Source organism: Oryzomicrobium terrae (assembly GCF_008274805.1).
GTDB classification, from domain to species: domain Bacteria; phylum Pseudomonadota; class Gammaproteobacteria; order Burkholderiales; family Rhodocyclaceae; genus Oryzomicrobium; species Oryzomicrobium terrae.
This window is the reverse complement of sequence record NZ_CP022579.1, coordinates 3,091,187-3,117,131: the sequence shown is the minus strand read 5'-3', so window position 1 is coordinate 3,117,131 and position 25,945 is coordinate 3,091,187. Positions and strand designations below refer to the sequence as shown.

Sequence of the window (25,945 nt, the reverse complement as noted above, 5' to 3'; positions counted from 1 at the left end):
TCGCTCCGCATGCCCGTTGTCGCAAGCTCCCTGCGCGGTCGTGCCGGCGGGTGCCCGGCCCCCTGAGGCGACCGGGCACCCGCCGTCAGGCAGCGACCACGCGTACCGGGACCGGGCGGGATGCCGGGGGTTGGGCCGGGGCCGTCAAGGCCGCGCGCAGCCGGGCCCGCTCTGCTTCGACGGGACGGGCGGTGGCGGCACGGATGTGGCCATAACCGCGGATCTGCTCGGGCAGGCGCGCCAGGGCCAGGGCCGTTTCGCGGCGATCCGTCCCGAGGTTGGCCAGGATCAGCGCCACATCGGCCTCGTAGTCGGCCAGCTGCTGCAACTCCAGACGCCGGTCGGCGCTGCGGGCGAAGATGTCCAGCGCCGTGCCGCGCAGGAAGCGCAGCCGCGCCAGCACTTTCAGCGCCGGCCAGATCCAGGGGCCGTACTGGCGCTTCTTGATCTTGCCGGTGACCGGGTCGGGTTTGGCCCACAGGGGCGGCGCCAGATAGGCGTGCACCTGGTAGTCCTTGCCCGGGACGCCCTCGAACACTTCCTGGAGGCGTTCGGTGAAGGTTCCGTCGGTATACAGCCGGGCCACCTCGTACTCATCCTTGATGGCCAGCACCTTGAAGTAGTAGCGGGCGACCGCTTCGCTCAAGGCTGTGCCACCCAAGGAGGCCTCGGCGGCCCGCACCTGCTCCACCAGGCGGCGGTAGCGTTCGGCATAGGCGGCGTTCTGGTAGGCGGTGAGGAAGGCCACGCGGCTCGCCACCAGGTCGTCCAGGGACTGGCTCGGGTGGAGGTGGACCACCTCGGGCGGTTCGGCGATGCGTTGCACCGCCGCCAGGTCGGTGGCGGCGCGGCGACCCCAGAGGAAGGCTGCCAGGTTCTTCTCCACCGCCGTGCCGTTCAGCTCGATGGCCCGGCTCAGGGCCGCCAGGGAGAGGGGTACCAGGCCCTTCTGCCAGGCAAAACCGAGCAGGAACATGTTGGTGTACAGCGCATCGCCCATCAGCGCCGTGGCCAGTTTCTGGGCGTCGAGGAACCAGACGTTACCTTCACCCACCGTGTCTTCCAGGCGCTGGTCGAGCTTGGCGGTGGGGGGCTGCCAGTTGGGGTTGAGGAGGAAGTCCGAGGTCGGGGCCTCGGCCACGTTGGCCACCACCCGGGTAGTGCCCTCGCGCATCTTCGATAGGGCCTCGCTGCCTGCGGTAACGATCAGGTCGCCCCCCAGCACCGCATCCGCCTCGCCGGTAGCGATGCGCGTGGCGTGGATGTCCTCGGGCCGGTCGGCGATGCGGATGTGGGAGAACACGGCGCCGAATTTCTGCGCCAGCCCGGTCATGTCGAGCACCGAAATGCCCTTGCCGTCCAGGTGGGCGGCAATGCCGATCAGGGCGCCCAGGGTCACCACCCCGGTGCCGCCGACGCCGGTCACCAGCAGGTTGAACGGCCGGGCCGTGGCGGCCAGCTCAGGCAGGGGCGGTTCGGGGAAGTCCGCCTGGGCGCCGGCTACGGCGCGGCCCTTTTTCAAGGTGCCACCTTCGACGGTGACGAAAGACGGGCAGAAACCGCGCAGGCAGGAGAAGTCCTTGTTGCACGAGGACTGGTCGATGGCGCGCTTGCGGCCGAAGTCCGTTTCCACCGGCACCACCGACATGCAGCTCGATTCCCGGGAGCAATCGCCGCAGCCCTCGCACACCAGCTCGTTGATGAAGGCGCGCTTGGGCGGGTCGATCATCTTGCCCCGCTTGCGCCGACGGCGCTTCTCGGTGGCGCAGGTCTGGTCGTAGATGAGGATCGAGGGGGCCGGGTAGTCGCGCAGCTCGCGCTGCACCGCATCCAGCTCATCCCGGTGGCGGATCGGGATCGGCTGGCCGCCCGGGGTGGCCAGGCCGGTGACGCCGGCGTACTTCTCCGGTTCGTCGGTGACGATGACGATCCTGGCGATGCCTTCGGCCTCCAGCTGACGGGTCAGCTGGGGTACCGTCAGGGTGCCGTCGATGGGCTGGCCGCCGGTCATGGCCACGGCGTCGTTGTAGAGGATCTTGTAGGTGATGGGCACCTTGGCGGCGACCGCCTGGCGGATCGCCAGCACCCCGGAGTGGAAGTAGGTGCCGTCGCCCAGGTTGGCGAAGATGTGCTTCTCGGCGGTGAAGGGCGCCTGGCCGACCCATGGCACGCCCTCGCCACCCATGTGGGTGAAGGTGGTGGTGGTGCGGTCCGGCATCCAGGTGGCCATGTAGTGGCAGCCGATGCCGGCCAGGGCCCGGGAGCCCTCGGGCAGCCTGGTCGAGGTGTTGTGCGGGCAGCCGGAGCAGAAGGTGGGCTTGCGCTCGACCAGCACCAGCGGCGTTTCCAGGGATTTTTGCTTGGCCTCGATCAGCTTCAGCCGCGCCTCGATCACCGGCGAGGTGAAGAAACGCTCGATGCGCTGGGCGATCACCTGGGCGATGCGCGCCACCGACAATTCGCCGGCCGCCGGCAGCAGCCACTCGCCGTGGTCCACGATGCCGTTGGCCTTGGGAATCTGGGCCCATTCGCCCTTCTCGTCGAACTTGCCGACGATGCGCGGGCGCACGTCCTCGCGCCAGTTGTAGAGCTCCTCCTTGAGCTGGTACTCGAGCATCTGGCGTTTTTCTTCCACCACCAGGATCTCTTCCAGTCCCTCGGCGAAGCGGCGAACCCCGTCGGATTCCAGGGGCCAGACCATGGCCACCTTGAATACGCGCAGGCCGATCTGGGCCGCCAGCTCGGCGTCGATGCCCAGCTCGTCGAGGGCCTGCATCACGTCCAGGTAGGACTTGCCGGCGGTGAGGATGCCCAGACGCGGCGCCGGGGAATCGAGCACCACCCGGTTGAGCCGGTTGGCACGGGCGTAGGCCAGGGCGGCATAGAGCTTGTGGTGGGTGAGGCGGGCTTCCTGCTGCAGCGGCGGGTCGGGCCAGCGGATGTTGAGGCCGCCTTCGGGCAGGGCGTAGTCGCTGGGCAGGCGGATGTCCACGGCGAAGGGATCGACGTTCACCGAGGCCGAGGTTTCCACCGTGTCGGCCAAGGCCTTGAAGGCGACCCAGCAGCCGGAATAGCGGCTCATCGCCCAGCCGTGCAGGCCCAGCTCCAGGTACTCCTGGACGTTGGCCGGGTAGAGCACCGGCATCATCACCGCTTTGAAAATGTGCTCGGTTTGGTGCGGCAGGGTCGAGGACTTTGCGGCGTGGTCGTCGCCGGCCACCACCAGCACCCCGCCGTAGCGGGAACTGCCGGCGGCGTTGGCGTGGCGGAAGACGTCGCCGCAGCGGTCCACGCCGGGGCCCTTGCCGTACCACATGCCGAACACCCCGTCGTACTTGGCCCCCGGGGTCAGGCCGACCTGCTGGCTGCCCCACACCGCGGTGGCGGCCAGGTCTTCGTTGATGCCGGGTTGAAAGACGATGTGCTGGCGTTCGAGATGGGCCTTGGCCTTCCACAGGGTCTGGTCGAGCCCGCCCAGGGGGCTGCCCCGGTAGCCGGAAATGAAGCCGGCGGTGTTGAGCCCGGCGGCCTCGTCGCGCAGCCGCTGCAACATGGGCAGGCGGACCAGGGCCTGGATGCCGGTGAGGTAGATCCGTCCGGACGTGACGGTGTATTTGTCCTCGAGGGTGAAGGACGAGAGATCGCTCATGGTGTCTCCTCCGATGATCCGTCCCGTGAGCGACGGGGCGGCGGGGGTTAGCGATTCGGTCAGCACCTTGTGGGCGCTGCCGGCCATTGTGTGAAGTGCCGCGGGTGGGCGGCGGGGACACTGTATTGGACTTCGCCGCGGTCGTAACGTTGCGTTGCAGCAGTTGGCGCGGTTCGCCGGGGCGCGCTAGTCGTGTGGCAGGCTGGAAAGGCGCGCCAATGCTCGATCTTCAAGGTGCCGCCGTGGAGAACAAGCAACCACGCGGGTCTTGGGGGTGGCCTGCTGGAGATGGCCGACTGGCGCGGCCTGGCGAGGAGGGGCTAGGACGAGAGCCGGTTGGCGGCGGGGGCCGGGGCGGGCGTGCCGAGGAGGGCGGTGAATTGGTCGGCCGGAATGGGCCGGCCGAACAGGTAGCCCTGTACCTCGTCGCACCCCTGCTGGTGCAGGAAGTCGCGCTGGGCCGGGGTTTCGACCCCCTCGGCGATGACCGTCAGGCCGAGGGCCTTACCCAGCTGGATGATGGCGATGACGATCACGTCGCTGCCGCCGGCGTTGGCCAGTTCGCGCACGAACGACTGGTCGATCTTCAACTTGTGCAACGGGAAACGGCGCAGGTAGGCCAGGCTCGAATAGCCCGTGCCGAAGTCGTCGATCGACAGGTGGATGCCCAGATCGGCAAGGCGGTGCATGGTCGTTTCGGCCCGCTCCGCGTCTTCGGCGACGATGGTCTCGGTCAGCTCCAGTTCCAGGCTGGTCGCCGGCATGCCGGTTTCGGCCAGGACTGCGGCGACTTCCTCGGGCAGGCCGCTGGCCTGGAATTGGGCGGCGGAGAGGTTCACCGCCAGGGGCGGCGGGTTCAGCCCGGCCTCGTGCCAGATGCGCCATTGCTGGCACGCCTGGCGCAGCACCCAGGCGCCCAGGGGCAGGATCAGGCCGGTTTCCTCGGCGACCGGGATGAAGCGCGCCGGCGAGATCGGACCGTGCACCGGGTGGTTCCAGCGCAGCAGCACCTCAGCCCCGACCAGGCGGGCCTCGTTCAGGGTGAACTGGGGCTGGAAGTGCAGATGCAGGGCGTTGTTCTCCAGGGCCTCGCGCAGGTCCATTTCCAGCGCCAGCTGGTCGGCGATGCGGGCGTTCATGGCCGCCTCGTAGAAACGGTAGCCGTTGCGCCCGGCGTTCTTGGCGGCGAGCAGGGCGGCGTCGGCGTTGCGCACCAGGTCGGAGTAGGTTTCCGCGTCGAGCGGGTAGAGGCTGATCCCCTGGCTGACCGAAATGCGCAGGGTATGGCCGTCGAGGGCGATCGGGGTGGCCAGGGCCTGCTGCAGCTTGCCAGCGATGTGGGCCGCGCCGTCGGCGCCGGTGTCCGGCAGCAACAGGGCGAATTCGTCGCCGCCGAGGCGGGCCAGGGTGTCCGCGGCCCTTATCTGGCTTTGCAGCCGCCGGGCGACTTCCTGGAGGAGCTGGTCGCCCAGGTTATGGCCGAGGGAGTCGTTGATCGCCTGGAAACGGTCCAGATCCAGGTAGATCAGGGCCACTGGGCTGGCGGAGCGGTGCGCCAGGTCGAGCACCAGGTGGGCCCGGTCGGCGAGCAGGCTGCGGTTGGGCAGGCCGGTCAGGGCGTCGTGGCCGGCGAGAAAATCGATGCGCGCCTCGGCGGCCTTGCGCTCGCTGATGTCGCGCACCACGGCATGAAGGAAGCGCTGCCCCTCGATGTTCAGCGCCCGGGTACTGACTTCGACCGGAAAGGGGGTACCGTCGCGGTGCTGATGCACGGTTTCGTAGATCAGGTGGTGCTCGCGCCACAGGCGCTCCAGCAGCGCCGGCAGTTCGGCCCGGGTGCTGTCGGCACGCAACTGGGGCAGGGTGAGGGCGAGGAATTCTTCGCGGGTCCGGCCGTAGGCGGCCAGGGCCCGGTCATTGCCTTCCACCAGCCGGCCCTGGGCGTCGGCCAGGTAGATGATGTCGTTGGCGTACTTGGCGAGCAGGGCGTAGTGCTCGCGCAGGGCTTCCTGCTGCAGCCGGTGCTGCTCCTGGTCGGCGCGCTGGCGGGCCATCAGACCGCGCCAGTAGAGAATGCCGGCGAAGGCGGTGCCGAGCAGTAGGGCGGCCAGGATCAGGGCGGTCAGCTTGCCCACCAGGGTTAGCCGGCTGAAGGCTTCGTCGCTGTCGATCTTGGTGATGAGCAGCCAGGACGTGCCCGGAATGTTGCGTCCGACGCCGATCACCGGAACGTGGCGGTAGTCGAGGGCGCGTAGCGGCTTGGTGGCACTCCGGATGAGCTGGGCGGCCAGGAGCCGGTCGTCATCGACCGACGTGCGCAGGCGCAGGGCCATGTCCGGTGCCAGCCGGGTATCGCTCAGGTAGACGATCTGTTGGCCGTCCTGGCTGACCAGCAGGGTTTCGGCGGATCGGCTGGGAGTGGGCCATTGCAGCAGGGTGGGGTAGAGCTCCCGTTCCGGGGCAATTTCCAGGTACAGGATGGCCAGGGGGCGCTCTTCTGAGTCCAGGATGGGAAAGGACAGGGCCAGGGCGATGTGGCGCTGGCTGTCCTGGCCCCGGTAATGGAAGTCGGTCAGGGTCGGCTGGTTCTGGGTCAGGCCGCGGGTTTCGATGGCGAGCTCGGCGGCGGTCGGCGCGGTGGCAGCGGTGGTGAACAGTACGCGCTGGCCGGTCGAGTCGAGCAGGTGGAGTTCCCGGTAGCCGAGGGCGTTGCGGTAGGCCCGTAGCGCGCCGTTCAACCGTGCACGTGCCTTGGCGTCGGCCGGGGTGTGCTGCCAGTCTTCGATGGCGGTGATGAACAGGGGATTGAGGCCGATGGCCCGGGCGTCGCTCTGGCGTTCGTTGAGCCAGCGGGCGATTTGGTCGGTCTTGAGCTGGGCGATCGCATCCAGGTCCCGGGCAACCGCCTCGTCGATGCCTTGTTCGGCGGCGCGGTAAATGTTGAAGGCCAGGGCGCTCAGGGCTGTGGCGAAGGCCAGGTAAAAGAGAATCGGCCGCCACAGCCGTTGCCGCGGCCAAGTCTGGGCTTCGTTACGGCCGGGCAGGTGGCGATAGACCAGGCGGTAGAGCAGCAGGGAGGTGAGCAGGACGAAGATACCGCCCTTGAGGCTCTGCAGGGCGCCCATGGCCCTGGGCGGCGCCAGGAGATCCAGCACATAGTCGGACAGGGCGATCCAGGCCAGGGCGGCCAGGGCGTAACCCAGGGCGACCTGCAGGGCGGCCGGGTGGAGAAGCGGGATCGGACGGTTGGATTTCACGTCGGAAGTCATCCGGGGCGGCGTGGGGGTATCCATCTCGTGTGTCCGATCCCAGTGGGCTTAGGCGGGGGGGAGAATCTTTCCGGGATTCATCAGGTTGGCCGGATCGATGGCCCGCTTGATGACCCGCATCAGGTCGACCGCACCCTGACCATGCTCCGGGACCAAGAACTTCTGCTTGCCCAGGCCGATGCCGTGTTCGCCGGTGCAGGTTCCCTCCATATCAATGGCGCGGCCGACCACCCGCTCATTGAGCCATTCGGCGGCGGCCATGTCCTGTTCGCTGTCCGGATCGACCAGTACCACTAGGTGGAAGTTGCCGTCGCCGACGTGACCGAACAGGGCCACTTTCAGGCCGACCTGGGCGATGTCCTCGTTGGTGGCGTGGATGCACTCGGCCAGCCGGGAAATGGGCACGCACACGTCGGTGGGAAAGGCGCGGCAGCCCGGCTGCATCTGCAGGCAGGCGAAGTAGGCGTCGTGGCGGGCCTGCCACAGGCGGGTGCGGTCCTCCGGCCGGGCGGCCCACTGGAAGTTCTGCCCGCCGTGCTCGGCGGCCAGGGCCTGCACCGTCTCGGCCTGTTCGGCCACCCCGGCTTCGGAACCGTGAAACTCGAAGAACAGGGTGGGGGATTCCGGGTAGTCGGTCTTGGAGAAGCGGTTGATGGCGCCCATGGTCACGGCGTCGAGCAGTTCGACCCGGGCCACTGGAACGCCCAACTGGATGGTCTGGATGACGCAATTGACGGCCTCGTCCACGCTGAGGAAGGCGCATACCGCCGCGGAAATGGCCTCGGGTACCGGGTAGAGCCGTACGGTCAGTTCGGTGACGATGCCCAGGGTGCCCTCGGAGCCGACGAACAGGCGGGTCAGGTCATAGCCGGCGGACGACTTGCGCGCCCGGGTTCCGGTCTTGATGACCTGGCCGTCGGGTAGTACCACGGTCAGTTGCAGGACGTTTTCCTTCATCGTGCCGTAGCGCACGGCATTGGTGCCGGAGGCCCGGGTGGCGGTCATGCCGCCCAGGGAAGCATCGGCACCCGGGTCGATGGGGAAGAACAGACCGGTGCCCTTCAGCTCGGTATTGAGTTGAGTACGGGTAACGCCGGCCTCGACGGTGGCGGTCAGGTCTTCGGCATGGATGTGGCAAACCCGGTTCATACCGGCCAGATCGATGGAAATCCCGCCCCGAGGGGCCAGTACGTGACCTTCCACCGAGCTGCCGGTACCGTAGGGAATGACCGGCGTGTTGTGCTGATGGCACAGCCGGACGGCGGCAGCCACCTCCTCGGTGCTCAAGGCAAACACAACCCCGTCGGGCAGCATCGGGACGTGCACCGACTCGTCGCGGCCGTGCTGAAGCCGCACGGAGTCACCTTGCGAAAAGCGCTCGCCAAAGCGTTCGCGGAGGGCGGCGATCAGGACGGGGGAAAGCGGAGGAGGGGGCGTGTGGGAATGGGGATTCATGCCGTATTGCTTCGTGTTAATCGTGTGTTGGGGCGTGCAGCCGGGCGCGGAGCCTAATTTCAAAGAGGTAGTAGCCCCTAGTGCCGCTGCCTGCCAGGACGGGGAAGCGCATCGCCCCGTTTGGCAAGCGGCGGAAAACCGCGGGCAGAGCACGCAATTTCGCATATTGGCACGGGGTCGATAGGGAAAAAAGTGGGCAAAGACGCTTTGATGAGGGAAAAGCTAAAAAAAAGTAGACAACCGGGGATTTGTTGCTATACTTCCGCCTCTCGGCTCGAACGACTATTCGGCTGCAATGCCTGATAGGTGCAATTAGCCGTTTCGATCCGGAGGAGTTCCCGAGCGGTCAAAGGGATCAGACTGTAAATCTGACGGCACTGCCTTCGAAGGTTCGAATCCTTCCTCCTCCACCAAATTGCTTGCAGCGTAGTCATGTGGCTGCCTGCAGGGTGAAGACCGAAAGCTCGTAGAGTTGGCTGGAAATTGGGCGGGTGTAGCTCAATGGTAGAGCAGAAGCCTTCCAAGCTTATGACGAGGGTTCGATTCCCTTCACCCGCTCCAGCGCGCGGTAACAGGTTTTGTTGGATCGCCCATGTAGCTCAGTGGCAGAGCACTCCCTTGGTAAGGGAGAGGTCGGCAGTTCAATCCTGCCCATGGGCACCACGGTTTTTCATTCTTTTGTCTCGAAATTTGAGGGGCTGAAATGGCTAAGGAAAAGTTCGAACGTACGAAGCCGCACGTGAACGTTGGCACCATTGGTCACGTTGACCACGGTAAGACCACGCTGACGGCAGCTATCACCACCATTCTGTCCAAGAAGTTCGGTGGCGAAGCGAAGGCTTATGATCAGATCGACGCTGCGCCGGAAGAAAAGGCCCGCGGTATCACCATCAACACCGCCCACGTCGAATACGAAACCGCGACCCGTCACTATGCCCACGTGGACTGCCCGGGTCACGCCGACTACGTGAAGAACATGATCACCGGTGCCGCCCAGATGGACGGCGCGATCCTGGTCTGTTCCGCCGCTGACGGCCCCATGCCCCAGACCCGCGAGCACATCCTGCTGGCCCGTCAGGTGGGTGTGCCCTACATCGTCGTGTTCCTGAACAAGTGCGACATGGTCGACGACGCCGAGCTCCTCGAGCTGGTGGAAATGGAAGTGCGCGACCTGCTGTCCAAGTACGACTTCCCGGGCGACGACATCCCCATCATCAAGGGCTCCGCCCTGAAGGCCCTCGAAGGCGACCAGTCCGAGATCGGCGAACCCGCCATCTTCCGTCTGGCCGACGCCCTCGACAGCTACATCCCCACGCCTGAGCGTGCCGTGGATAAGCCCTTCCTGCTGCCCATCGAAGACGTGTTCTCCATCTCCGGTCGTGGCACCGTGGTGACCGGTCGTGTCGAGCGCGGCATCGTCAAGGTTGGCGAAGAAATCGAAATCGTCGGCATCAAGCCCACCGTCAAGACCACCTGCACCGGTGTGGAAATGTTCCGCAAGCTGCTGGACCAAGGTCAGGCCGGTGACAACGTCGGCGTGCTGCTGCGCGGTACCAAGCGTGAAGAAGTCGAGCGCGGCCAAGTGCTGGCCAAGCCGGGCTCCATCACCCCGCACACCCACTTCACTGGCGAAGTGTATGTTCTGTCCAAGGACGAAGGTGGTCGTCACACCCCGTTCTTCAACAACTACCGTCCCCAGTTCTACTTCCGCACCACCGACGTGACCGGTGCGATCTCCCTGCCGGAAGGCACCGAGATGGTGATGCCGGGCGACAACATCGCCATGACCGTGAAGCTGATTGCGCCGATCGCCATGGAAGAAGGTCTGCGCTTCGCCATCCGTGAAGGCGGTCGTACCGTCGGCGCCGGCGTCGTCGCCAAAATCATCGAGTAATCGACTGATTCGTAGTTAAGCAAGCGCCCCGGTCCAACCGCCGGGGCGCTTTGTAGTCTCTGCTGCAGGGGCATAGCTCAATTGGCAGAGCGTCGGTCTCCAAAACCGAAGGTTGGGGGTTCGAGACCCTCTGCCCCTGCCAACTTTACTGAACGATCACGAATGGCCGATAAGATTAAATTTGCGCTGGCGATCGCGCTTCTCGCGGCCGGCGTGGTCGGCTTTTATTTGCTGGCCGAGCAGGCCATGATCCTGCGCATCCTGGTGGTGCTGGTGGGGGTGGCTGCTGCTGCTGCGCTGGCCTGGTTCACTGAGCCGGGGCAGCGTTTTTTCGTTTTTGCCCAGGAGGCGGCGGTCGAGGCCCGCAAGGTGGTGTGGCCGACGCGCAAGGAGACGCTGCAGATGACGGGGGCGGTATTCGCCTTTGTGGTCGTCATGGCGATCTTTCTCTGGGTTACGGATAAGAGCCTGGAATGGGCGTTGTACGACCTGATTCTGGGGTGGAAGAAATCATGAGCAAGCGCTGGTACGTGGTTCACGCCTATTCGGGCTTCGAAAAGAGCGTTCAGCGGGCGCTGGTCGATCGTATCGCCCGCAGCGGTATGCAAGACCTGTTTGGTCAGATCCTTGTTCCCGTCGAAGAAGTCGTGGAAATGAAGGGCGGCCAAAAGAGCATTACCGAGCGGAAGTTCTTCCCGGGTTACGTGCTCGTCGAGATGGATATGAACGACGACACCTGGCACTTGGTAAAGAGCACGCCGAAGGTTACCGGTTTCGTCGGAGGTACCGCGACGAAGCCCACGCCGATTTCGGAAAAGGAAGTGGAGAAGATCCTGCAGCAGATGCAGGAAGGGGTGGAGAAGCCCCGTCCCAAGATCCTGTTCGAAATTGGCGAGGTGGTGCGTGTCAAGGAAGGCCCGTTTACCGACTTCCATGGCAGCGTCGAAGATGTGAACTACGAGAAGAGCAAGCTGCGCGTCTCGGTTACCATTTTTGGCCGTGCTACGCCGGTGGAGCTGGATTTCGGTCAGGTCGAAAAGGCCTGATCGCCACAAGGAATTCGGGGCCGGGCCCCCGTGGCGATGAGCGATCATTGCCAGCATGTTCCCGGAAGAGGAGCGAGAGTAAGCCCCATATGGGGCTGAAGTCGCGTTAAAACTCACGATATAGGAGCCATCATGGCCAAGAAGATCGTCGGCTTTATTAAGCTGCAAGTGCCGGCCGGTAAGGCGAACCCGTCGCCCCCGATCGGTCCCGCGCTGGGTCAGCGCGGCCTGAACATCATGGAATTCTGCAAGGCCTTTAACGCTCAGACGCAAGGCGTCGAGCCGGGTCTGCCGATTCCGGTGGTGATTACCGCCTATGCGGACAAGTCGTTCACCTTCGTGATGAAGACGCCTCCGGCGACCATCCTCATCAAGAAGGCGGCCGGTATCCAAAAGGGTTCCGCCAAGCCCCACACTGACAAGGTCGGCAAGATCAGCCGCGCCCAGTGCGAAGAAATCGCCAAGACCAAGGCTCCCGATCTGACGGCGGCCGACCTGGAAGCAGCCGTGCGTACCATCGCCGGTTCTGCCCGGTCCATGGGTATCACGGTGGAGGGTCTCTAACATGGCTAAGCTGTCCAAGAAGCAAAAGGCCCTGGCGGGCAAGATCGACCGGAACAAGGCTTACGCCCTCGGTGAGGCCCTGTCCCTGATCAAGGAAACCGCAACGGCCAAGTTCGATGAGTCCGTCGACATCGCCGTGAATCTCGGCGTTGATCCCCGCAAGTCCGACCAAGTGGTCCGTGGCTCGGTGGTGCTGCCGGCCGGTACCGGTAAGTCCGTGCGCGTCGCCGTCTTCGCCCAGGGCGAAAAGGCCGAGGCCGCCAAGGCTGCTGGCGCCGAAGTCGTTGGCTTCGACGACCTGGCCGAACAGGTCAAGGCCGGCAACCTGAACTTCGATGTGGTCATCGCCACTCCCGACGCCATGCGCGTCGTGGGCGCTCTCGGCCAGATCCTCGGCCCCCGTGGTCTGATGCCGAACCCCAAGGTCGGCACCGTGACCATGGACGTCACCACTGCGGTGAAGAACGCCAAGGCGGGTCAAGTGCAGTACCGTACCGATAAGGCCGGTATCGTGCACGCCACCATCGGCCGCGCTTCTTTCGAAGCCGACAAGCTGGAGCAAAACCTGCGCGCGCTTATCGATGCGCTGCAAAAGGCCAAGCCGGCTGCCGCGAAGGGCGTGTATCTGAAGAAGATCGCTCTTTCCAGCACCATGGGTCCTGGCGTCCGCGTCGATGCCGGTTCCCTGCAGGCGCAGTAAGTAGCAAGAAATGCACGGAGCTGCCATGGGCGGCTCCGTTTTGTACTTTGGGCTGCCGCTTTTCGTAAGCGGCAGATCGTCAAAGACCGCAGGTGCCAACCCGCTGTCAGGGTGGGCTTAATGGCCGCAATGGCGGCGACCTGCGCAGATGGTGTATCCCGAAACAGGATTTTTGCTGCAGCAGCCTTGCTGCGGTAGTGCTCCTGGTTCAGGTCGCCGTGGGTGCGGCAGCGATTCGCGAGACTCGCGTGCCGTGTGTTGACTTGAAAGGAGGAAAGACCTTGAGTCTGAATCTCGACGAAAAGAAAGCCGTCGTAGCTGAGGTGTCGGCGCAGGTTGCCAACGCCCAGACCATCGTCGTGGCCGAATATCGTGGCATTGAGGTGGGCAATCTCACCGTGCTGCGTAAGAAGGCCCGCGAGTCTGGTGTGTATCTGCGTGTGCTGAAGAACACCTTGGTTCGCCGTGCCGTGGCGGACACCTCGTTCGCTTCGCTCGCCGACCAGATGACCGGCCCGCTGATCTATAGCATCTCGGCGGATCCGGTGGCTGCGGCGAAGGTGCTCAACGACTTCGCAAAAACCAACGACAAGCTCGTGCTGAAAGCTGGCAGCTATGCCGGCAAGGTGCTCGACAAGGCCGGTGTGCAGGCGCTCGCCTCCATCCCCAGCCGCGACGAACTCCTGGCCAAGCTGCTGGGCATCATGCAGGCGCCGGTTTCCGGCTTCGCCGGTGCGCTGGCCGCCCTCGCCAAGAAGCGCGAAGAAGAAGGCGCCGCCGCCTAATCGGCCGGCCCTTGTTCAAGCTGATCGACAGAACTCAACTGAATTCCGAATTAGGAGTGATTTAAATGGCTATCTCCAAAGAAGACATCCTCGAAGCCGTCGGCGCGATGACCGTGATGGACCTGAACGACCTGGTCAAGGCGTTCGAAGAGAAGTTCGGTGTGTCCGCTGCCGCTCTGGCCGTGGCTGCCCCTGGCGCTGGTGGCGGTGCTGCCGCTGCTGCCGAAGAGCAGACCGAATTCACCGTGATCCTGGCCGGTGCCGGCGAGAAGAAGGTCGAAGTCATCAAGGTCGTGCGTGCTGTGACCGGTCTGGGCCTGAAGGAAGCCAAGGACCTGGTGGACGGCGCTCCGAAGGCTGTCAAGGAAGGCATCGCCAAGGCCGACGCCGAAGCGATCAAGAAGCAGCTGGAAGACGCCGGCGCGAAGGTCGAGATCAAGTAATCTCGCTTTCCGGGTGTTTGGGCTGGCGGCATTTGCCGTCAGCCCTTTTGCGCTTTCTGGAAAAGATTTTTCCCGGAGGCCTGCAACAGCAGTAAAAGCGGTTAAACGAGAGTGCGGTTTGTGCCTTTGCCCCCTGGTCGGGGCAGCAATCAAGGCTCTGCTGATCACCGCCCTCCCGTTTGTCTGTTTCACCATGTGCGGCCTGTGACAGGCCGACCGTCGCCCGGCGTAAGCCCCGACGGTTTATCGATTTCAGTCTCTCGGAGCGACCATGACCTACTCCTTCACCGAGAAAAAGCGCATCCGCAAGAGCTTCGCCAAGCGTTCTGGCGTGCTCGATGTGCCCTTCCTCCTCGCGACGCAACTGGAGTCCTACACGTCCTTCCTGCAGGCGGACGTGCACCCCGGTAAACGCCACAACCAGGGTCTGCAGGCCGCCTTTAGCTCCATCTTTCCGATCGTTTCCCATTCCGGGAATGCACGACTCGAATTTGTCAGCTACAACCTGGCTGAACCAACCTTCGACGTCAAGGAATGCCAGCAGCGGGGCTTGACCTTCGCTTCGGCGCTGCGTGCCCGCGTGCGCCTGGTGATCATGGATCGGGAAGTTCCCGATACCGTCAAGGAAGTGAAGGAGCAGGAAGTCTACATGGGCGAACTGCCGCTCATGACCACCACCGGCTCCTTCGTCATCAACGGTACCGAGCGGGTCATCGTTTCCCAGCTGCACCGCTCCCCCGGCGTGTTCTTCGAGCACGACCGCGGCAAGACCCACTCTTCCGGCAAGCTGCTGTTCTCGGCCCGCGTGATTCCTTATCGCGGCTCCTGGCTGGACTTCGAGTTCGACCCGAAGGACACCCTGTTCTTCCGCGTCGACCGCCGTCGCAAGATGCCGGTGACCACCCTGCTCAAGTCCATCGGCATGAATGCCGAGGAAATCCTGGCCAACTTCTTCGAATTCGACACCTTCCACGTTACCAAGAAGGGCGGCCTGGAATTCGAACTGGTCCCCGAGCGTCTGCGCGGCGAAGTAGCGCGCTTCGATTTCGTCGACCGTGCCGGCAAGGTTATTGTCCCCAAAGACAAGCGCATCACCGCCAAGCACATCCGCGACCTCGACGCTGCCGGCATCAAGCGCATCGCCGTGCCCGAAGACTTCGTGGTCGGTCGTACCATCGCTCGTAACATCGTCGACACCGAAACCGGTGAAGTGGTGGCCAATGCCAACGACGAAATTACCGAATCCCTGTTGACCAAGCTGCAGGAAGCCGGCGTTGATCTGATCCCGACCCTGTATACCAACGACCTGGATCGGGGGGCGTTCATTTCCCAGACCCTGCGCGCGGATGAAACCGCTTCCAAGCAGGCTGCCCGCGTTGCCATTTATCGCATGATGCGCCCGGGCGAGCCGCCCACCGAGGAGGCTGTCGAGATCCTCTTCCAGGGCCTGTTCTATTCCGACGAGCGTTACGACCTGTCGGCTGTGGGCCGCATGAAGTTCAACCGTCGCCTGGGGCGCAAGGACGTTGTTGAACACAAGGTCATGATGACCCACGTGCCGGGCAAGGCCGATGCACAGGCCGCCGTGGTCAAGGCGCTGGTGGAAGCCACCGGTGGCAAGGAAGCCAATATTCGCGACACCCTGGCCGAGATGCAGTACGGCCCCCGTGCCGCGGCGGAAAACCTGACCAAGGAAGAAGCCGAAGCCCTGGTGGTCAAGCTCAAGTCCCTGGGGGTGACCTCCGAAGTGCGCGACCAGTTGACCCTGTCGCCCCGCGACATCGTCGAGTCGATCAAGCTGCTGGTGGAACTGCGCAACGGTCGCGGCGAAATCGACGATATCGACCACCTGGGTAACCGCCGCGTGCGCTGCGTCGGCGAACTGGCCGAAAACCAGTTCCGTGCCGGCCTGGTGCGCGTCGAGCGCGCCGTCAAGGAACGCCTGTCCCAGGCCGAGTCCGACAACCTGATGCCCCATGACCTGATCAACGCCAAGCCGATCTCGGCCGCGATCAAGGAGTTCTTCGGTTCCAGCCAGCTCTCCCAGTTCATGGACCAGACCAATCCGCTGTCCGAGATCACCCACAAGCGCCGCGTCTCGGCCCTTGGCCCGGGCGGTCTGACCCGGGAGCGCGCCGGCTTCGAAGTGCGCGACGTGCACCCGACCCACTACGGCCGCGTCTGCCCGATTGAAACGCCGGAAGGCCCGAACATCGGCCTGATCAACTCCCTGGCCATCTACGCCCGGACCAACGACTACGGCTTCCTGGAGACTCCCTACCGCAAGGTGGTGGATCTGCGCGTTACCGACGAGATCGAGTACCTGTCCGCCATTGAGGAAGGCCAGTACGTGATCGCCCAGGCCAACGCCGAAGTCGATGCCAACGGCACCCTGACCGGCGAACTGGTTTCCTGCCGTAACCGCGGTGAATTCATGCTGGCTTCGCCGGACCAGGTCCAGTACATGGACGTGGCGCCGTCGCAGATCGTGTCCGTGGCCGCGTCCCTCGTGCCGTTCCTCGAGCACGACGATGCAAACCGCGCGCTGATGGGCGCCAACATGCAACGTCAGGCCGTGCCCTGCCTGCGCCCGGAAAAGCCTGTGGTCGGAACCGGTATCGAACGCACCGTGGCGGTGGACTCCGGTACCGCTGTCCAGGCGCTGCGCGGTGGTCTGGTGGACTACGTGGACGCCTCCCGTGTTGTGGTCCGGGTCAATGACGATGAAACCGTGCCGGGCGAAGTCGGTGTGGACATCTACAACCTGACCAAATACACCCGTTCCAACCAGAACACCAACATCAACCAGCGGCCCATGGTGAAGATGGGCGACCGCATCGCCAAGGGCGACGTGGTGGCCGACGGCGCTTCCACCGACAAGGGCGAGCTGGCCCTGGGGCAGAACATGCTGATCGCGTTCATGCCCTGGAACGGCTTCAACTTCGAGGACTCGGTGTTGATCTCCGAACGGGTTGTGGCCGATGACCGCTACACCTCGGTGCATATTGAGGAACTCACCGTGGTGGCCCGCGACACCAAGCTGGGGCCTGAGGAAATCACCCGTGACATCCCGTCCCTGGGTGAAGGTCAGCTGTCCCGTCTGGACGAGTCGGGCATCGTCTACATCGGCGCCGAAGTCGAGGCTGGCGACGTGCTGGTGGGCAAGGTGACGCCGAAGGGCGAAACCCAGCTGACCCCTGAAGAGAAGCTGCTGCGCGCCATCTTCGGCGAGAAGGCTTCCGACGTGAAGGACACTTCGCTGCGCGTCTCCTCCGGTATCGCCGGCACGGTGATCGACGTCCAGGTGTTCACCCGCGAAGGTATCGAGCGCGACAAGCGCGCTCAGTCGATCATCGACGAGCACCTGCGCCACTACAAGCAGGATCTGGCTGACCAGATGCGTATCGTGGAGCGCGACACCTTTGAGCGTGTCGGTCGTTTGCTCAACGGCAAGATCGCCAACGGTGGCCCGAAGAAGCTGGCGCGTGGCACCGAGATCACCACTGCCTATCTGGATAGCATCGATCCGCACCACTGGTTCGACATCCGCATGGCGGATGAGGAGGTGGCCCAGCAGCTGGAAGGTCTGCGCGAAGGTATCGAACAGACCCGCAAGGACTTCGACGTCGCCTTTGAAGAGAAGCGCAAGAAGCTCACCCAGGGCGATGAACTGCCCCCGGGCGTGCAGAAGATGGTCAAGGTCTACCTGGCGGTGAAGCGTCGCCTGCAGCCTGGCGACAAGATGGCCGGTCGTCACGGTAACAAGGGTGTGGTTTCCAAGATCACCCCGGTGGAAGATATGCCGCACATGGCCGACGGTATGCCGGTGGACATCGTGCTGAACCCGCTGGGCGTGCCGTCGCGGATGAACGTCGGTCAGATTCTTGAGGTCCACCTCGGCTGGGCGGCCAAGGGCATCGGCCGCCGTATCGACGAGATGCTGCGCCAGGAGCGCAATGCCGCCGAAGTCCGCAATTACCTGGATAAGGTTTACAACGCCGGTGGCAAGGCCGAGGACATCAAGTCCCTGACCGATACCGAAGTGCTGGAGCTGGCGGACAACCTCAAGGGCGGCCTGCCGTTCGCCACCCCGGTGTTTGACGGTGCCAAGGAGCAGGACATTCGCACCATGCTCGACTTCGCCTTCCCGGACGATGACGAGCGTACCGAGAAACTGCGTTTCCGCCAGGTCACCGATCCGCAAACCGGCCGGGTGTGGACCGACAAGACTCAGCTGGTGCTGTTCGATGGTCGTACCGGCGAAGCCTTCGACCGTCCGGTTACCGTGGGCTACATGCACTTCCTGAAACTGCACCACTTGGTGGACGACAAGATGCACGCCCGTTCCACCGGCCCCTACAGCCTGGTGACCCAGCAGCCGCTGGGTGGTAAGGCCCAGTTCGGTGGCCAGCGTTTCGGTGAAATGGAAGTGTGGGCCCTGGAAGCCTACGGCGCGTCCTACGTGCTGCAGGAAATGCTGACGGTGAAGTCGGACGACGTGAACGGCCGGACGAAGGTGTACGAAAACATCGTCAAGGGCGAACACAAGATCGATGCCGGCATGCCGGAATCCTTCAACGTGCTGGTGAAGGAAATCCGCTCCCTGGCCATCGATATCGACCTGGAGCGCTACTAAGCATCGCCCCCGGTCCGGCGTTTCCGCCAAGAACGCCGGACCGGAATGCCTTGTCTACCGACGAGGCCTGATTGGCACCGGATTTGAAGTATTCACCCCTCCAAGGAGTGAGCAATGAAAGCACTGCTGGATCTGTTCAAACAGGTAACCCAGGAAGAGGAATTCGACGCGATCACCATCGGTCTCGCGTCGCCCGAGAAAATTCGTTCCTGGTCCTTCGGCGAAGTCAAAAAGCCGGAAACCATCAACTACCGTACCTTCAAGCCCGAACGGGACGGTCTGTTCTGCGCCAAGATCTTTGGCCCGATCAAGGACTACGAGTGCTTGTGCGGTAAGTACAAGCGCCTCAAGCACCGCGGCGTAATCTGCGAGAAGTGCGGCGTCGAAGTGACCCTGGCCAAGGTGCGCCGCGAGCGCATGGGCCACATCGAACTGGCTTCGCCGGTCGCCCACATCTGGTTCCTCAAGTCCCTGCCCAGCCGTCTCGGCATGGTGCTGGACATGACCTTGCGCGACATCGAGCGTGTCCTCTACTTCGAAGCCTTTGTCGTGGTGGAAGCGGGCATGACCCCGCTGCAGCGCGGCCAGCTCCTCACCGAGGACGACTACCTGGCCAAGGTGGAAGAATACGGTGACGAATTCCAGGCCCTGATGGGCGCCGAAGCCGTGCGCGAACTGCTGCGTTCGATCGACGTCGATCGGGACGTGGAGCGTCTGCGTCAGGAATTGGAAACCACCGGTTCCGAAGCCAAGAACAAGAAGATCGCCAAGCGCCTGAAGATTCTCGAAGGCTTCCAGAAGTCCGGCATCAAGCCCGACTGGATGGTCCTCGAAGTGCTGCCCGTGCTGCCGCCGGACCTGCGTCCGCTGGTGCCCTTGGACGGTGGCCGCTTCGCCACCTCCGACCTGAACGACCTGTATCGCCGCGTCATCAACCGGAACAACCGTCTCAAGCGTCTGCTCGAGTTGAAGGCCCCGGACATCATCGTGCGCAACGAAAAGCGCATGCTGCAGGAGTCCGTGGACTCCCTGCTCGACAACGGCCGCCGCGGCAAGGCCATGACCGGCGCCAACAAGCGTCCGCTCAAGTCCCTGGCTGACATGATCAAGGGTAAGGGCGGTCGTTTCCGTCAAAACCTGCTGGGTAAGCGTGTCGACTACTCCGGCCGTTCCGTGATCGTGGTGGGCCCGCAGTTGCGTCTGCACCAGTGCGGCCTGCCCAAGCTGATGGCCCTGGAGTTGTTCAAGCCCTTCATCTTCCACAAGCTGGAAGTGCTCGGCCTGGCCACCACCATCAAGCAAGCCAAGAAGATGGTCGAATCCCAGGAACCGGTGGTGTGGGACATCTTGGAAGACGTGATCCGCGAACACCCGGTCATGCTCAACCGTGCGCCGACCCTGCACCGTCTGGGTATCCAGGCCTTCGAGCCGACCCTGATCGAAGGCAAGGCCATCCAGCTGCACCCGCTGGTGTGCGCGGCGTTCAACGCCGACTTTGACGGCGACCAAATGGCCGTCCACGTGCCCCTGTCCCTGGAAGCCCAGATGGAAGCCCGCACCCTGATGCTGGCCTCCAACAACGTGCTTTCCCCGGCCAACGGCAACCCGATCATCGTGCCGTCCCAGGACATCGTGCTGGGCCTGTACTACGCTACCCGTGACCGCATCAACGCCAAGGGCGAAGGCATGTTCTTCGCCGACGTGGCCGAGGTGGAGCGGGCCTATGCGACCAACCAGGTCGAACTGCACACCAAGATCGCCGTGCGCCTCAAGCACTACGACAAGACTGCCGACGGTGGCTGGTCCGAGCGTCTGGTGCGGGTCGAGACCACCGTTGGTCGTGCCATCCTGTCGCAGATCCTGCCGAAGGGCCTGCCCTTCAAGGCCATCGACCAGCCGCTGAAGAAGAAGGCGATCTCCAAGCTGATCGACGAATCCTTCCGCCGCTGCGGCCTGAAGGAAACCGTGGTGTTCGCCGACAAGCTGATGCAGAACGGCTTCCGGCTGGCTACCCGCGGTGGTATCTCCTTCTGCGCCAGCGACATGCGTGTGCCGACCCAGAAGAACGAGATCATCGGTGCCGCCCGTGACGAAGTACGCGAGATCGAGGACCAGTACAAGAACGGTCTGGTGACCCAGGGCGAGCGCTACAACAAGGTGGTGGATATCTGGGGGCGTGCCGGCGACCAGGTTGCCAAGGTGATGATGGACCAGCTGTCCTTCGAGGAAACGGTCAACCGCGCTGGCGCCAAGGTGAAGCAGGAGTCCTTCAACTCCATCTACATGATGGCCGACTCCGGCGCCCGGGGTTCCGCCGCCCAGATCAAGCAGCTGGCCGGTATGCGGGGCCTGATGGCCAAGCCTGACGGCTCGATCATCGAAGAGCCGATTTACTCGAACTTCCGCGAAGGTCTGAACGTGCTGGAGTACTTCATCTCCACCCACGGTGCCCGTAAGGGTCTGGCCGATACCGCGCTGAAGACCGCCAACTCCGGTTACCTGACCCGCCGTCTGGTGGATGTGACCCAGGATCTGGTGATCACCGAGGACGATTGCGGCACGGCCAACGGCTTTGTCATGAAGGCCCTGATCGAAGGCGGTGAAGTGATCGAGCCCCTGCGTGAGCGCATCCTCGGCCGTGTCACCGCCGACGACCTGCTCGACCCGGAAACCCAGCAAGTGGCGATCTCTGCCGGAGCCCTGCTCGACGAAGATCTGTGCGATCTGATCGACCGCCTCGGCATCGACGAAGTCAAGGTGCGCACCCCGCTGACCTGCGATACCCGCTACGGTCTGTGCGCCAAGTGCTACGGCCGCGATCTGGGCCGCGGCTCCCTGGTCAATACCGGCGAATCCGTCGGCGTCATCGCCGCCCAGTCGATCGGTGAGCCGGGTACCCAGCTCACCATGCGTACCTTCCACGTGGGTGGTGCCGCCTCCCGTGCCGCCGTGGCCGACAACGTCGAGGCCAAGTCCAACGGTACGGTGCGCTTTACCTCCACCATGCGCTACGTCACCAGTAACAAGGGTGAAAAAGTGGTGGTTGGTCGTTCCGGCGAAATCATCATTACCGATGACATGGGTCGTGAGCGCGAGCGCCACAAGGTGCCTTACGGCGCCGTGCTGCAGGCGGACGAGGGCAAGCAGGTCAAGGCCGGTACCAAGCTGGCGACTTGGGATCCCCACACCCGTCCCATCATCACCGAGTACTCCGGTACCGCCAAGTTCGAGAACGTGGAAGAGGGTGTGACCGTCGCCAAGCAGATCGACGACGTGACCGGCCTGTCCACCCTGGTGGTGATCGATCCGAAGCGCGGCGGCAAGGCCCAGTCCAAGGGGCTGCGTCCTCAGGTCAAGCTGATCGACGCCAACGGCGACGAAGTGAAGATCGCCAATTCGGAACAGTCCGTGGTGATTTCCTTCCCGGTGGGGGCGATCATCACCGTGACCGACGGTCTCCAGGTCGGTGGCGGTGAAGTGCTGGCCCGTATTCCCCAGGAATCGGCCAAGACCCGCGACATCACCGGTGGTCTGCCGCGGGTGGCGGAGCTGTTTGAAGCTCGCACCCCCAAAGACGCCGGCATGCTGGCAGAGGTTACCGGTACCATTTCCTTCGGCAAGGACACCAAGGGTAAGCAGCGCCTGGTGATCACCGATCTGGAAGGTCAGGCGCACGATTACCTGATCCCCAAGGACAAGCACGTGCTGGTGCACGACGGTCAGGTGGTGAACAAGGGTGAATCGATTGTGGACGGCGAACCCGATCCCCAGGACATCCTCCGCCTCAAGGGCGTTGAAGAGTTGGCCCGCTACATCACCGACGAAGTCCAGGACGTGTACCGTCTGCAGGGCGTGAAGATCAACGACAAGCACATCGAGGTGATCGTCCGTCAGATGCTGCGTCGTGTTCAGGTAACCGACCCGGGTGATACCGGCTTCATCCGCAGCGAGCAGGTGGAGCGCTCCGAAGTGCTGATCGCCAACGACCGCATGATGGCTGAAGGCAAGCAGCCGGCGGTGTTCGAGCCGGTACTGCTGGGTATCACCAAGGCGTCGCTGTCTACCGACTCGTTCATCTCGGCGGCTTCCTTCCAGGAAACCACCCGGGTACTCACCGAAGCCGCCATCATGGGCAAGCGCGACGAACTGCGCGGCCTCAAGGAAAACGTCATCGTCGGCCGTCTCATCCCGGCCGGTACCGGTCTTGCTTACCACCGTACCCGGAAGGCCCAGTCCGCCGGGGACGATCTGGCAGCAGACCGGCCTCTCGAAGAGGAAGCTCCTGCGGCGGTGGAAACCTCCGCTGGAGACGCGCCGCAGATGGATGTATGATTCTTGCCCCCTGTCACTTCGTTGACGGGGGGCTTGAAAAAAAATAGAATCTGCGGTCTTTGTCGGCAGAGGCTAACCATTGCTTCTGCTTAGGAAAATAAGCCAGTGCCGTGCGGCGTCAGCCGCCGCGCGGCTTTTTGGGAATTGAACTATGCCGACCATTAACCAACTTGTGCGCAAGCCGCGCGTGGCGGAAGTCACCAAGAGCAAGGTCCCGGCGCTGCAAGGCTGCCCGCAAAAGCGTGGCGTCTGCACCCGTGTTTACACCACCACCCCGAAGAAGCCGAACTCCGCGCTCCGTAAGGTGTGCAAGGTTCGTCTGACCAACGGCTACGAAGTCATCTCCTATATCGGCGGTGAAGGTCACAACCTGCAGGAACACTCCGTGGTTCTGATTCGCGGTGGTCGTGTGAAAGACTTGCCGGGTGTGCGTTACCACACTGTGCGTGGCTCCCTCGATACCCAAGGTGTCAAGGATCGTAAGCAGTCCCGCTCCAAGTACGGCGCCAAGCGCCCGAAAGCCGCCTAAGCGGTCGGTTCATATTCAATCGAAGGAAGCAAGATGCCTCGTCGTCGCGAAGTACCCAAGCGTGAGATTCTGCCCGATCCTAAATTCGGCAATCAGGATGTCTCCAAATTCATCAACACCATCATGCAGTCCGGCAAGAAGTCTGTGGCCGAGCGCATTGTCTATGGTGCTTTCTCTCAGATCGAAACCAAGGGTGGCAAGAACCCCGTGGAAGTGTTCGTTGCCGCGCTTGGCAATGCCCGTCCCATGGTTGAGGTGAAGAGCCGCCGCGTTGGTGGTGCCAACTATCAGGTTCCCGTGGAAATCCGCCCGTCCCGTCGTATGGCCCTGGCCATGCGCTGGCTGCGCGATGCCGCCCGTAAGCGTTCCGAGAAGTCCATGGGTCAGCGTCTGGCCAACGAACTGCTGGAAGCGGCCGAAGGCCGTGGCGGTGCCGTGAAGAAGCGCGATGAAGTGCACCGGATGGCAGAAGCCAACAAGGCTTTCTCCCACTTCCGCTTCTAACATTTACCACTAGGGTTAAATCGTGGCTCGCAAGACTCCCATCGAGCGCTACCGTAATATCGGTATCAGCGCGCACATCGACGCCGGCAAAACCACCACTACCGAGCGGATTCTTTTCTACACTGGCGTGAACCACAAGATCGGTGAGGTTCACGACGGCGCCGCTACCATGGACTGGATGGAGCAGGAGCAGGAGCGGGGTATTACCATCACCTCCGCGGCTACCACCTGTTTCTGGAAGGGCATGGACATGTCCCTTCCCGAGCATCGCTTCAACATCATCGACACCCCGGGGCACGTGGATTTCACCATCGAGGTGGAGCGTTCCATGCGCGTTCTGGACGGTGCCTGCATGGTGTACTGTGCCGTGGGTGGCGTGCAGCCCCAGTCCGAGACCGTGTGGCGCCAGGCCAATAAGTACCAAGTGCCCCGCCTCGCCTTCGTGAACAAGATGGACCGCTCCGGCGCGAACTTCTACAAGGTCTACGACCAGATGAAGACCCGCCTGAAGGCCAATCCTGTGCCCATCGTCCTGCCGATCGGTGCTGAAGATACCTTCACCGGCGTGGTTGATCTGCTCAAGATGAAGGCCATCATTTGGGACGAAGCTTCCCAGGGGATGAAGTTCGACTATCGCGACATTCCTGCTGATCTGCAGGAAAAGGCGGCCGAATGGCGTGCCCAGATGGTCGAGGCCGCCGCAGAGGCCAGCGAAGACCTGATGAACAAGTACCTGGAAGAGGGTGAGCTCTCCGAAGCGGACATCATCAAAGGTCTGCGCACTCGCACCATCAATTGCGAAATTCAGCCGATGCTGTGTGGCACCGCCTTCAAGAACAAGGGCGTGCAGCGCATGCTCGATGCGGTGATCCAGCTGCTGCCCTCTCCGGTGGATATCCCCCCGGTCGAAGGCGAGAAGGAAAATGGCGAGCCGGATACCCGTGCTGCTGACGACAACGCCAAGTTCTCGGCGCTGGCGTTCAAGCTGATGACCGACCCGTACGTTGGTCAGCTGACGTTCATTCGCGTGTACTCCGGGGTGCTGAACTCTGGCGATACCATTTACAACCCGATCAAGGGGCGTAAGGAGCGGATCGGTCGCCTGCTGCAGATGCACGCCAACAACCGCGAAGAAATCAAGGAAGTCCGCGCCGGTGATATCGCCGCTTGCGTCGGTCTGAAGGAAGTGACCACGGGTGAAACCCTGGCCGATCCCGAGGCTCCGATCATCCTTGAGCGCATGGAATTTCCGGATCCTGTGATCCACGTCGCGGTCGAGCCGAAGACCAAGGCTGACCAGGAAAAGATGGGTCTCGCCCTGAACCGTCTGGCGCAGGAGGATCCGTCCTTCCGCGTGCGGACTGACGAAGAATCCGGTCAGACCATCATTTCCGGTATGGGTGAGTTGCACCTCGAGATCATCGTTGACCGCATGAAGCGCGAATTCGGCGTGGAAGCCAACGTGGGCGCTCCTCAGGTGGCTTACCGCGAGGCGATCAAGAAAGCAGTCGAGCAAGAAGGTAAGTTCGTCAAGCAGTCCGGCGGTCGCGGTCAGTACGGCCACGTGTGGATTAAGCTTGAGCCGAACGAGCCGGGCAAGGGTTACGAGTTCGTCGATGCCATCAAGGGTGGTGTGGTTCCGCGCGAATACATCCCGGCGGTGGACAAGGGCCTGCAAGACACCCTGCCCAACGGCGTGCTGGCCGGCTTCCCGGTGGTCGACGTCAAGGTTACCCTGTTCGACGGTTCCTACCACGACGTGGACTCCAACGAAAACGCCTTCAAGATGGCGGCTTCGATGGCATTCAAGGATGCCATGCGCAAGGCAAGTCCGATTCTGCTCGAGCCGATGATGGCCGTCGAAGTGGAGACGCCGGAAGACTACATGGGTAACGTCATGGGTGACCTCTCGGGACGCCGCGGCGTGATCCAAGGCATGGAAGACATCCCCGGTGGTATCAAGGCGATCAAGGCGGAAGTGCCCCTGGCTGAAATGTTCGGCTATGCCACTACCCTGCGCTCCCTGAGCCAAGGTCGTGCCACCTACTCCATGGAATTCAAGCACTACGTCGAGGCGCCGAAGAACGTCGCTGAGGCTGTGATCAGCAACAAGAAATAATTTAGTTTATTGAGATAAGG

The 25,945-nt window shown here is 63.3% G+C and carries 15 protein-coding genes and 4 tRNA genes; 16 read left to right on the top strand and 3 right to left on the bottom strand.

Translation table 11 applies throughout. From position 1 onward, the window contains the following. Positions 1-85 precede the first annotated feature (85 nt). From OTERR_RS14155 to OTERR_RS14145, 3 genes are all read right to left on the bottom strand, one after another. A complete protein-coding gene (locus OTERR_RS14155) occupies positions 86-3,649 on the bottom strand; it encodes an indolepyruvate ferredoxin oxidoreductase family protein (protein ID WP_149426147.1) in 3,564 nt (1,187 codons plus the stop codon). A gap of 320 nt (positions 3,650-3,969) precedes the next feature. Beyond that, positions 3,970-6,942 (bottom strand): putative bifunctional diguanylate cyclase/phosphodiesterase, encoded by a 2,973-nt coding sequence (locus OTERR_RS14150; RefSeq protein WP_149426146.1) that lies wholly within the window; start codon positions 6,940-6,942, stop codon positions 3,970-3,972. 24 nt (positions 6,943-6,966) lie between these two features. After that, positions 6,967-8,373 carry an FAD-binding oxidoreductase gene (locus OTERR_RS14145; protein WP_149426145.1) on the bottom strand — a complete coding sequence of 469 codons (1,407 nt, stop codon included), beginning with the start codon at positions 8,371-8,373 and terminating at the stop codon, positions 6,967-6,969. 328 nt (positions 8,374-8,701) lie between these two features. Here OTERR_RS14145 and OTERR_RS14140 point away from each other — a divergent pair. The 16 genes from OTERR_RS14140 to fusA all read left to right on the top strand — a co-directional run bounded on the left by OTERR_RS14140 (position 8,702) and on the right by fusA (position 25,925). Then, positions 8,702-8,786, top strand: a tRNA-Tyr gene (locus tag OTERR_RS14140). A gap of 74 nt (positions 8,787-8,860) precedes the next feature. After that, positions 8,861-8,934: transfer RNA gene (locus OTERR_RS14135), tRNA-Gly, on the top strand. Positions 8,935-8,961: 27 nt separating this feature from the next. Continuing rightward, a tRNA-Thr gene (locus OTERR_RS14130) sits at positions 8,962-9,036 on the top strand. Between the two features lie 40 nt (positions 9,037-9,076). After that, positions 9,077-10,267 carry an elongation factor Tu gene (tuf, locus tag OTERR_RS14125; RefSeq protein ID WP_149426143.1) on the top strand — a complete coding sequence of 397 codons (1,191 nt, stop codon included), beginning with the start codon at positions 9,077-9,079 and terminating at the stop codon, positions 10,265-10,267. 66 nt (positions 10,268-10,333) lie between these two features. Next, positions 10,334-10,409, top strand: a tRNA-Trp gene (locus OTERR_RS14120). A gap of 20 nt (positions 10,410-10,429) precedes the next feature. After that, the gene (gene secE, locus OTERR_RS14115) at positions 10,430-10,783 is read left to right on the top strand and encodes a preprotein translocase subunit SecE (RefSeq protein ID WP_054620003.1); all 354 of its coding nucleotides are present in this window, start codon (positions 10,430-10,432) and stop codon (positions 10,781-10,783) included. Continuing rightward, a complete protein-coding gene (nusG, locus tag OTERR_RS14110; protein ID WP_054620002.1) occupies positions 10,780-11,313 on the top strand; it encodes a transcription termination/antitermination protein NusG in 534 nt (177 codons plus the stop codon). The genes secE and nusG overlap by 4 nt, the downstream gene beginning before the upstream one ends. Before the next feature lie 132 nt (positions 11,314-11,445). Continuing rightward, positions 11,446-11,877, top strand: coding sequence for a 50S ribosomal protein L11 (gene rplK / locus OTERR_RS14105; protein WP_054620001.1), 432 nt, complete (start codon positions 11,446-11,448; stop codon positions 11,875-11,877). Position 11,878: 1 nt separating this feature from the next. Further along, positions 11,879-12,577, top strand: coding sequence for a 50S ribosomal protein L1 (rplA, locus tag OTERR_RS14100; RefSeq protein WP_054620000.1), 699 nt, complete (start codon positions 11,879-11,881; stop codon positions 12,575-12,577). Positions 12,578-12,858: 281 nt separating this feature from the next. Continuing rightward, a complete protein-coding gene (gene rplJ, locus OTERR_RS14095; RefSeq protein ID WP_054619999.1) occupies positions 12,859-13,362 on the top strand; it encodes a 50S ribosomal protein L10 in 504 nt (167 codons plus the stop codon). Positions 13,363-13,427: 65 nt separating this feature from the next. Beyond that, the gene (rplL, locus tag OTERR_RS14090; protein ID WP_054619998.1) at positions 13,428-13,805 is read left to right on the top strand and encodes a 50S ribosomal protein L7/L12; all 378 of its coding nucleotides are present in this window, start codon (positions 13,428-13,430) and stop codon (positions 13,803-13,805) included. Positions 13,806-14,076: 271 nt separating this feature from the next. Beyond that, positions 14,077-18,441 (top strand): DNA-directed RNA polymerase subunit beta, encoded by a 4,365-nt coding sequence (rpoB, locus tag OTERR_RS14085; protein ID WP_054619997.1) that lies wholly within the window; start codon positions 14,077-14,079, stop codon positions 18,439-18,441. Between the two features lie 114 nt (positions 18,442-18,555). Further along, entirely contained in the window at positions 18,556-22,773 is a 4,218-nt protein-coding gene (gene rpoC, locus OTERR_RS14080) for a DNA-directed RNA polymerase subunit beta' (RefSeq protein WP_149426144.1), read from the top strand. Positions 22,774-22,924: 151 nt separating this feature from the next. Next, positions 22,925-23,302, top strand: a complete 378-nt coding sequence (gene rpsL / locus OTERR_RS14075; RefSeq protein WP_054619995.1) for a 30S ribosomal protein S12 — start codon at positions 22,925-22,927, stop codon at positions 23,300-23,302. A 33-nt stretch (positions 23,303-23,335) separates the two neighbouring features. Next, positions 23,336-23,806, top strand: a complete 471-nt coding sequence (gene rpsG / locus OTERR_RS14070) for a 30S ribosomal protein S7 (RefSeq protein WP_054619994.1) — start codon at positions 23,336-23,338, stop codon at positions 23,804-23,806. Between the two features lie 22 nt (positions 23,807-23,828). After that, positions 23,829-25,925 (top strand): elongation factor G, encoded by a 2,097-nt coding sequence (gene fusA / locus OTERR_RS14065; protein ID WP_054619993.1) that lies wholly within the window; start codon positions 23,829-23,831, stop codon positions 25,923-25,925. The last annotated feature ends 20 nt before the right edge of the window (positions 25,926-25,945 follow it).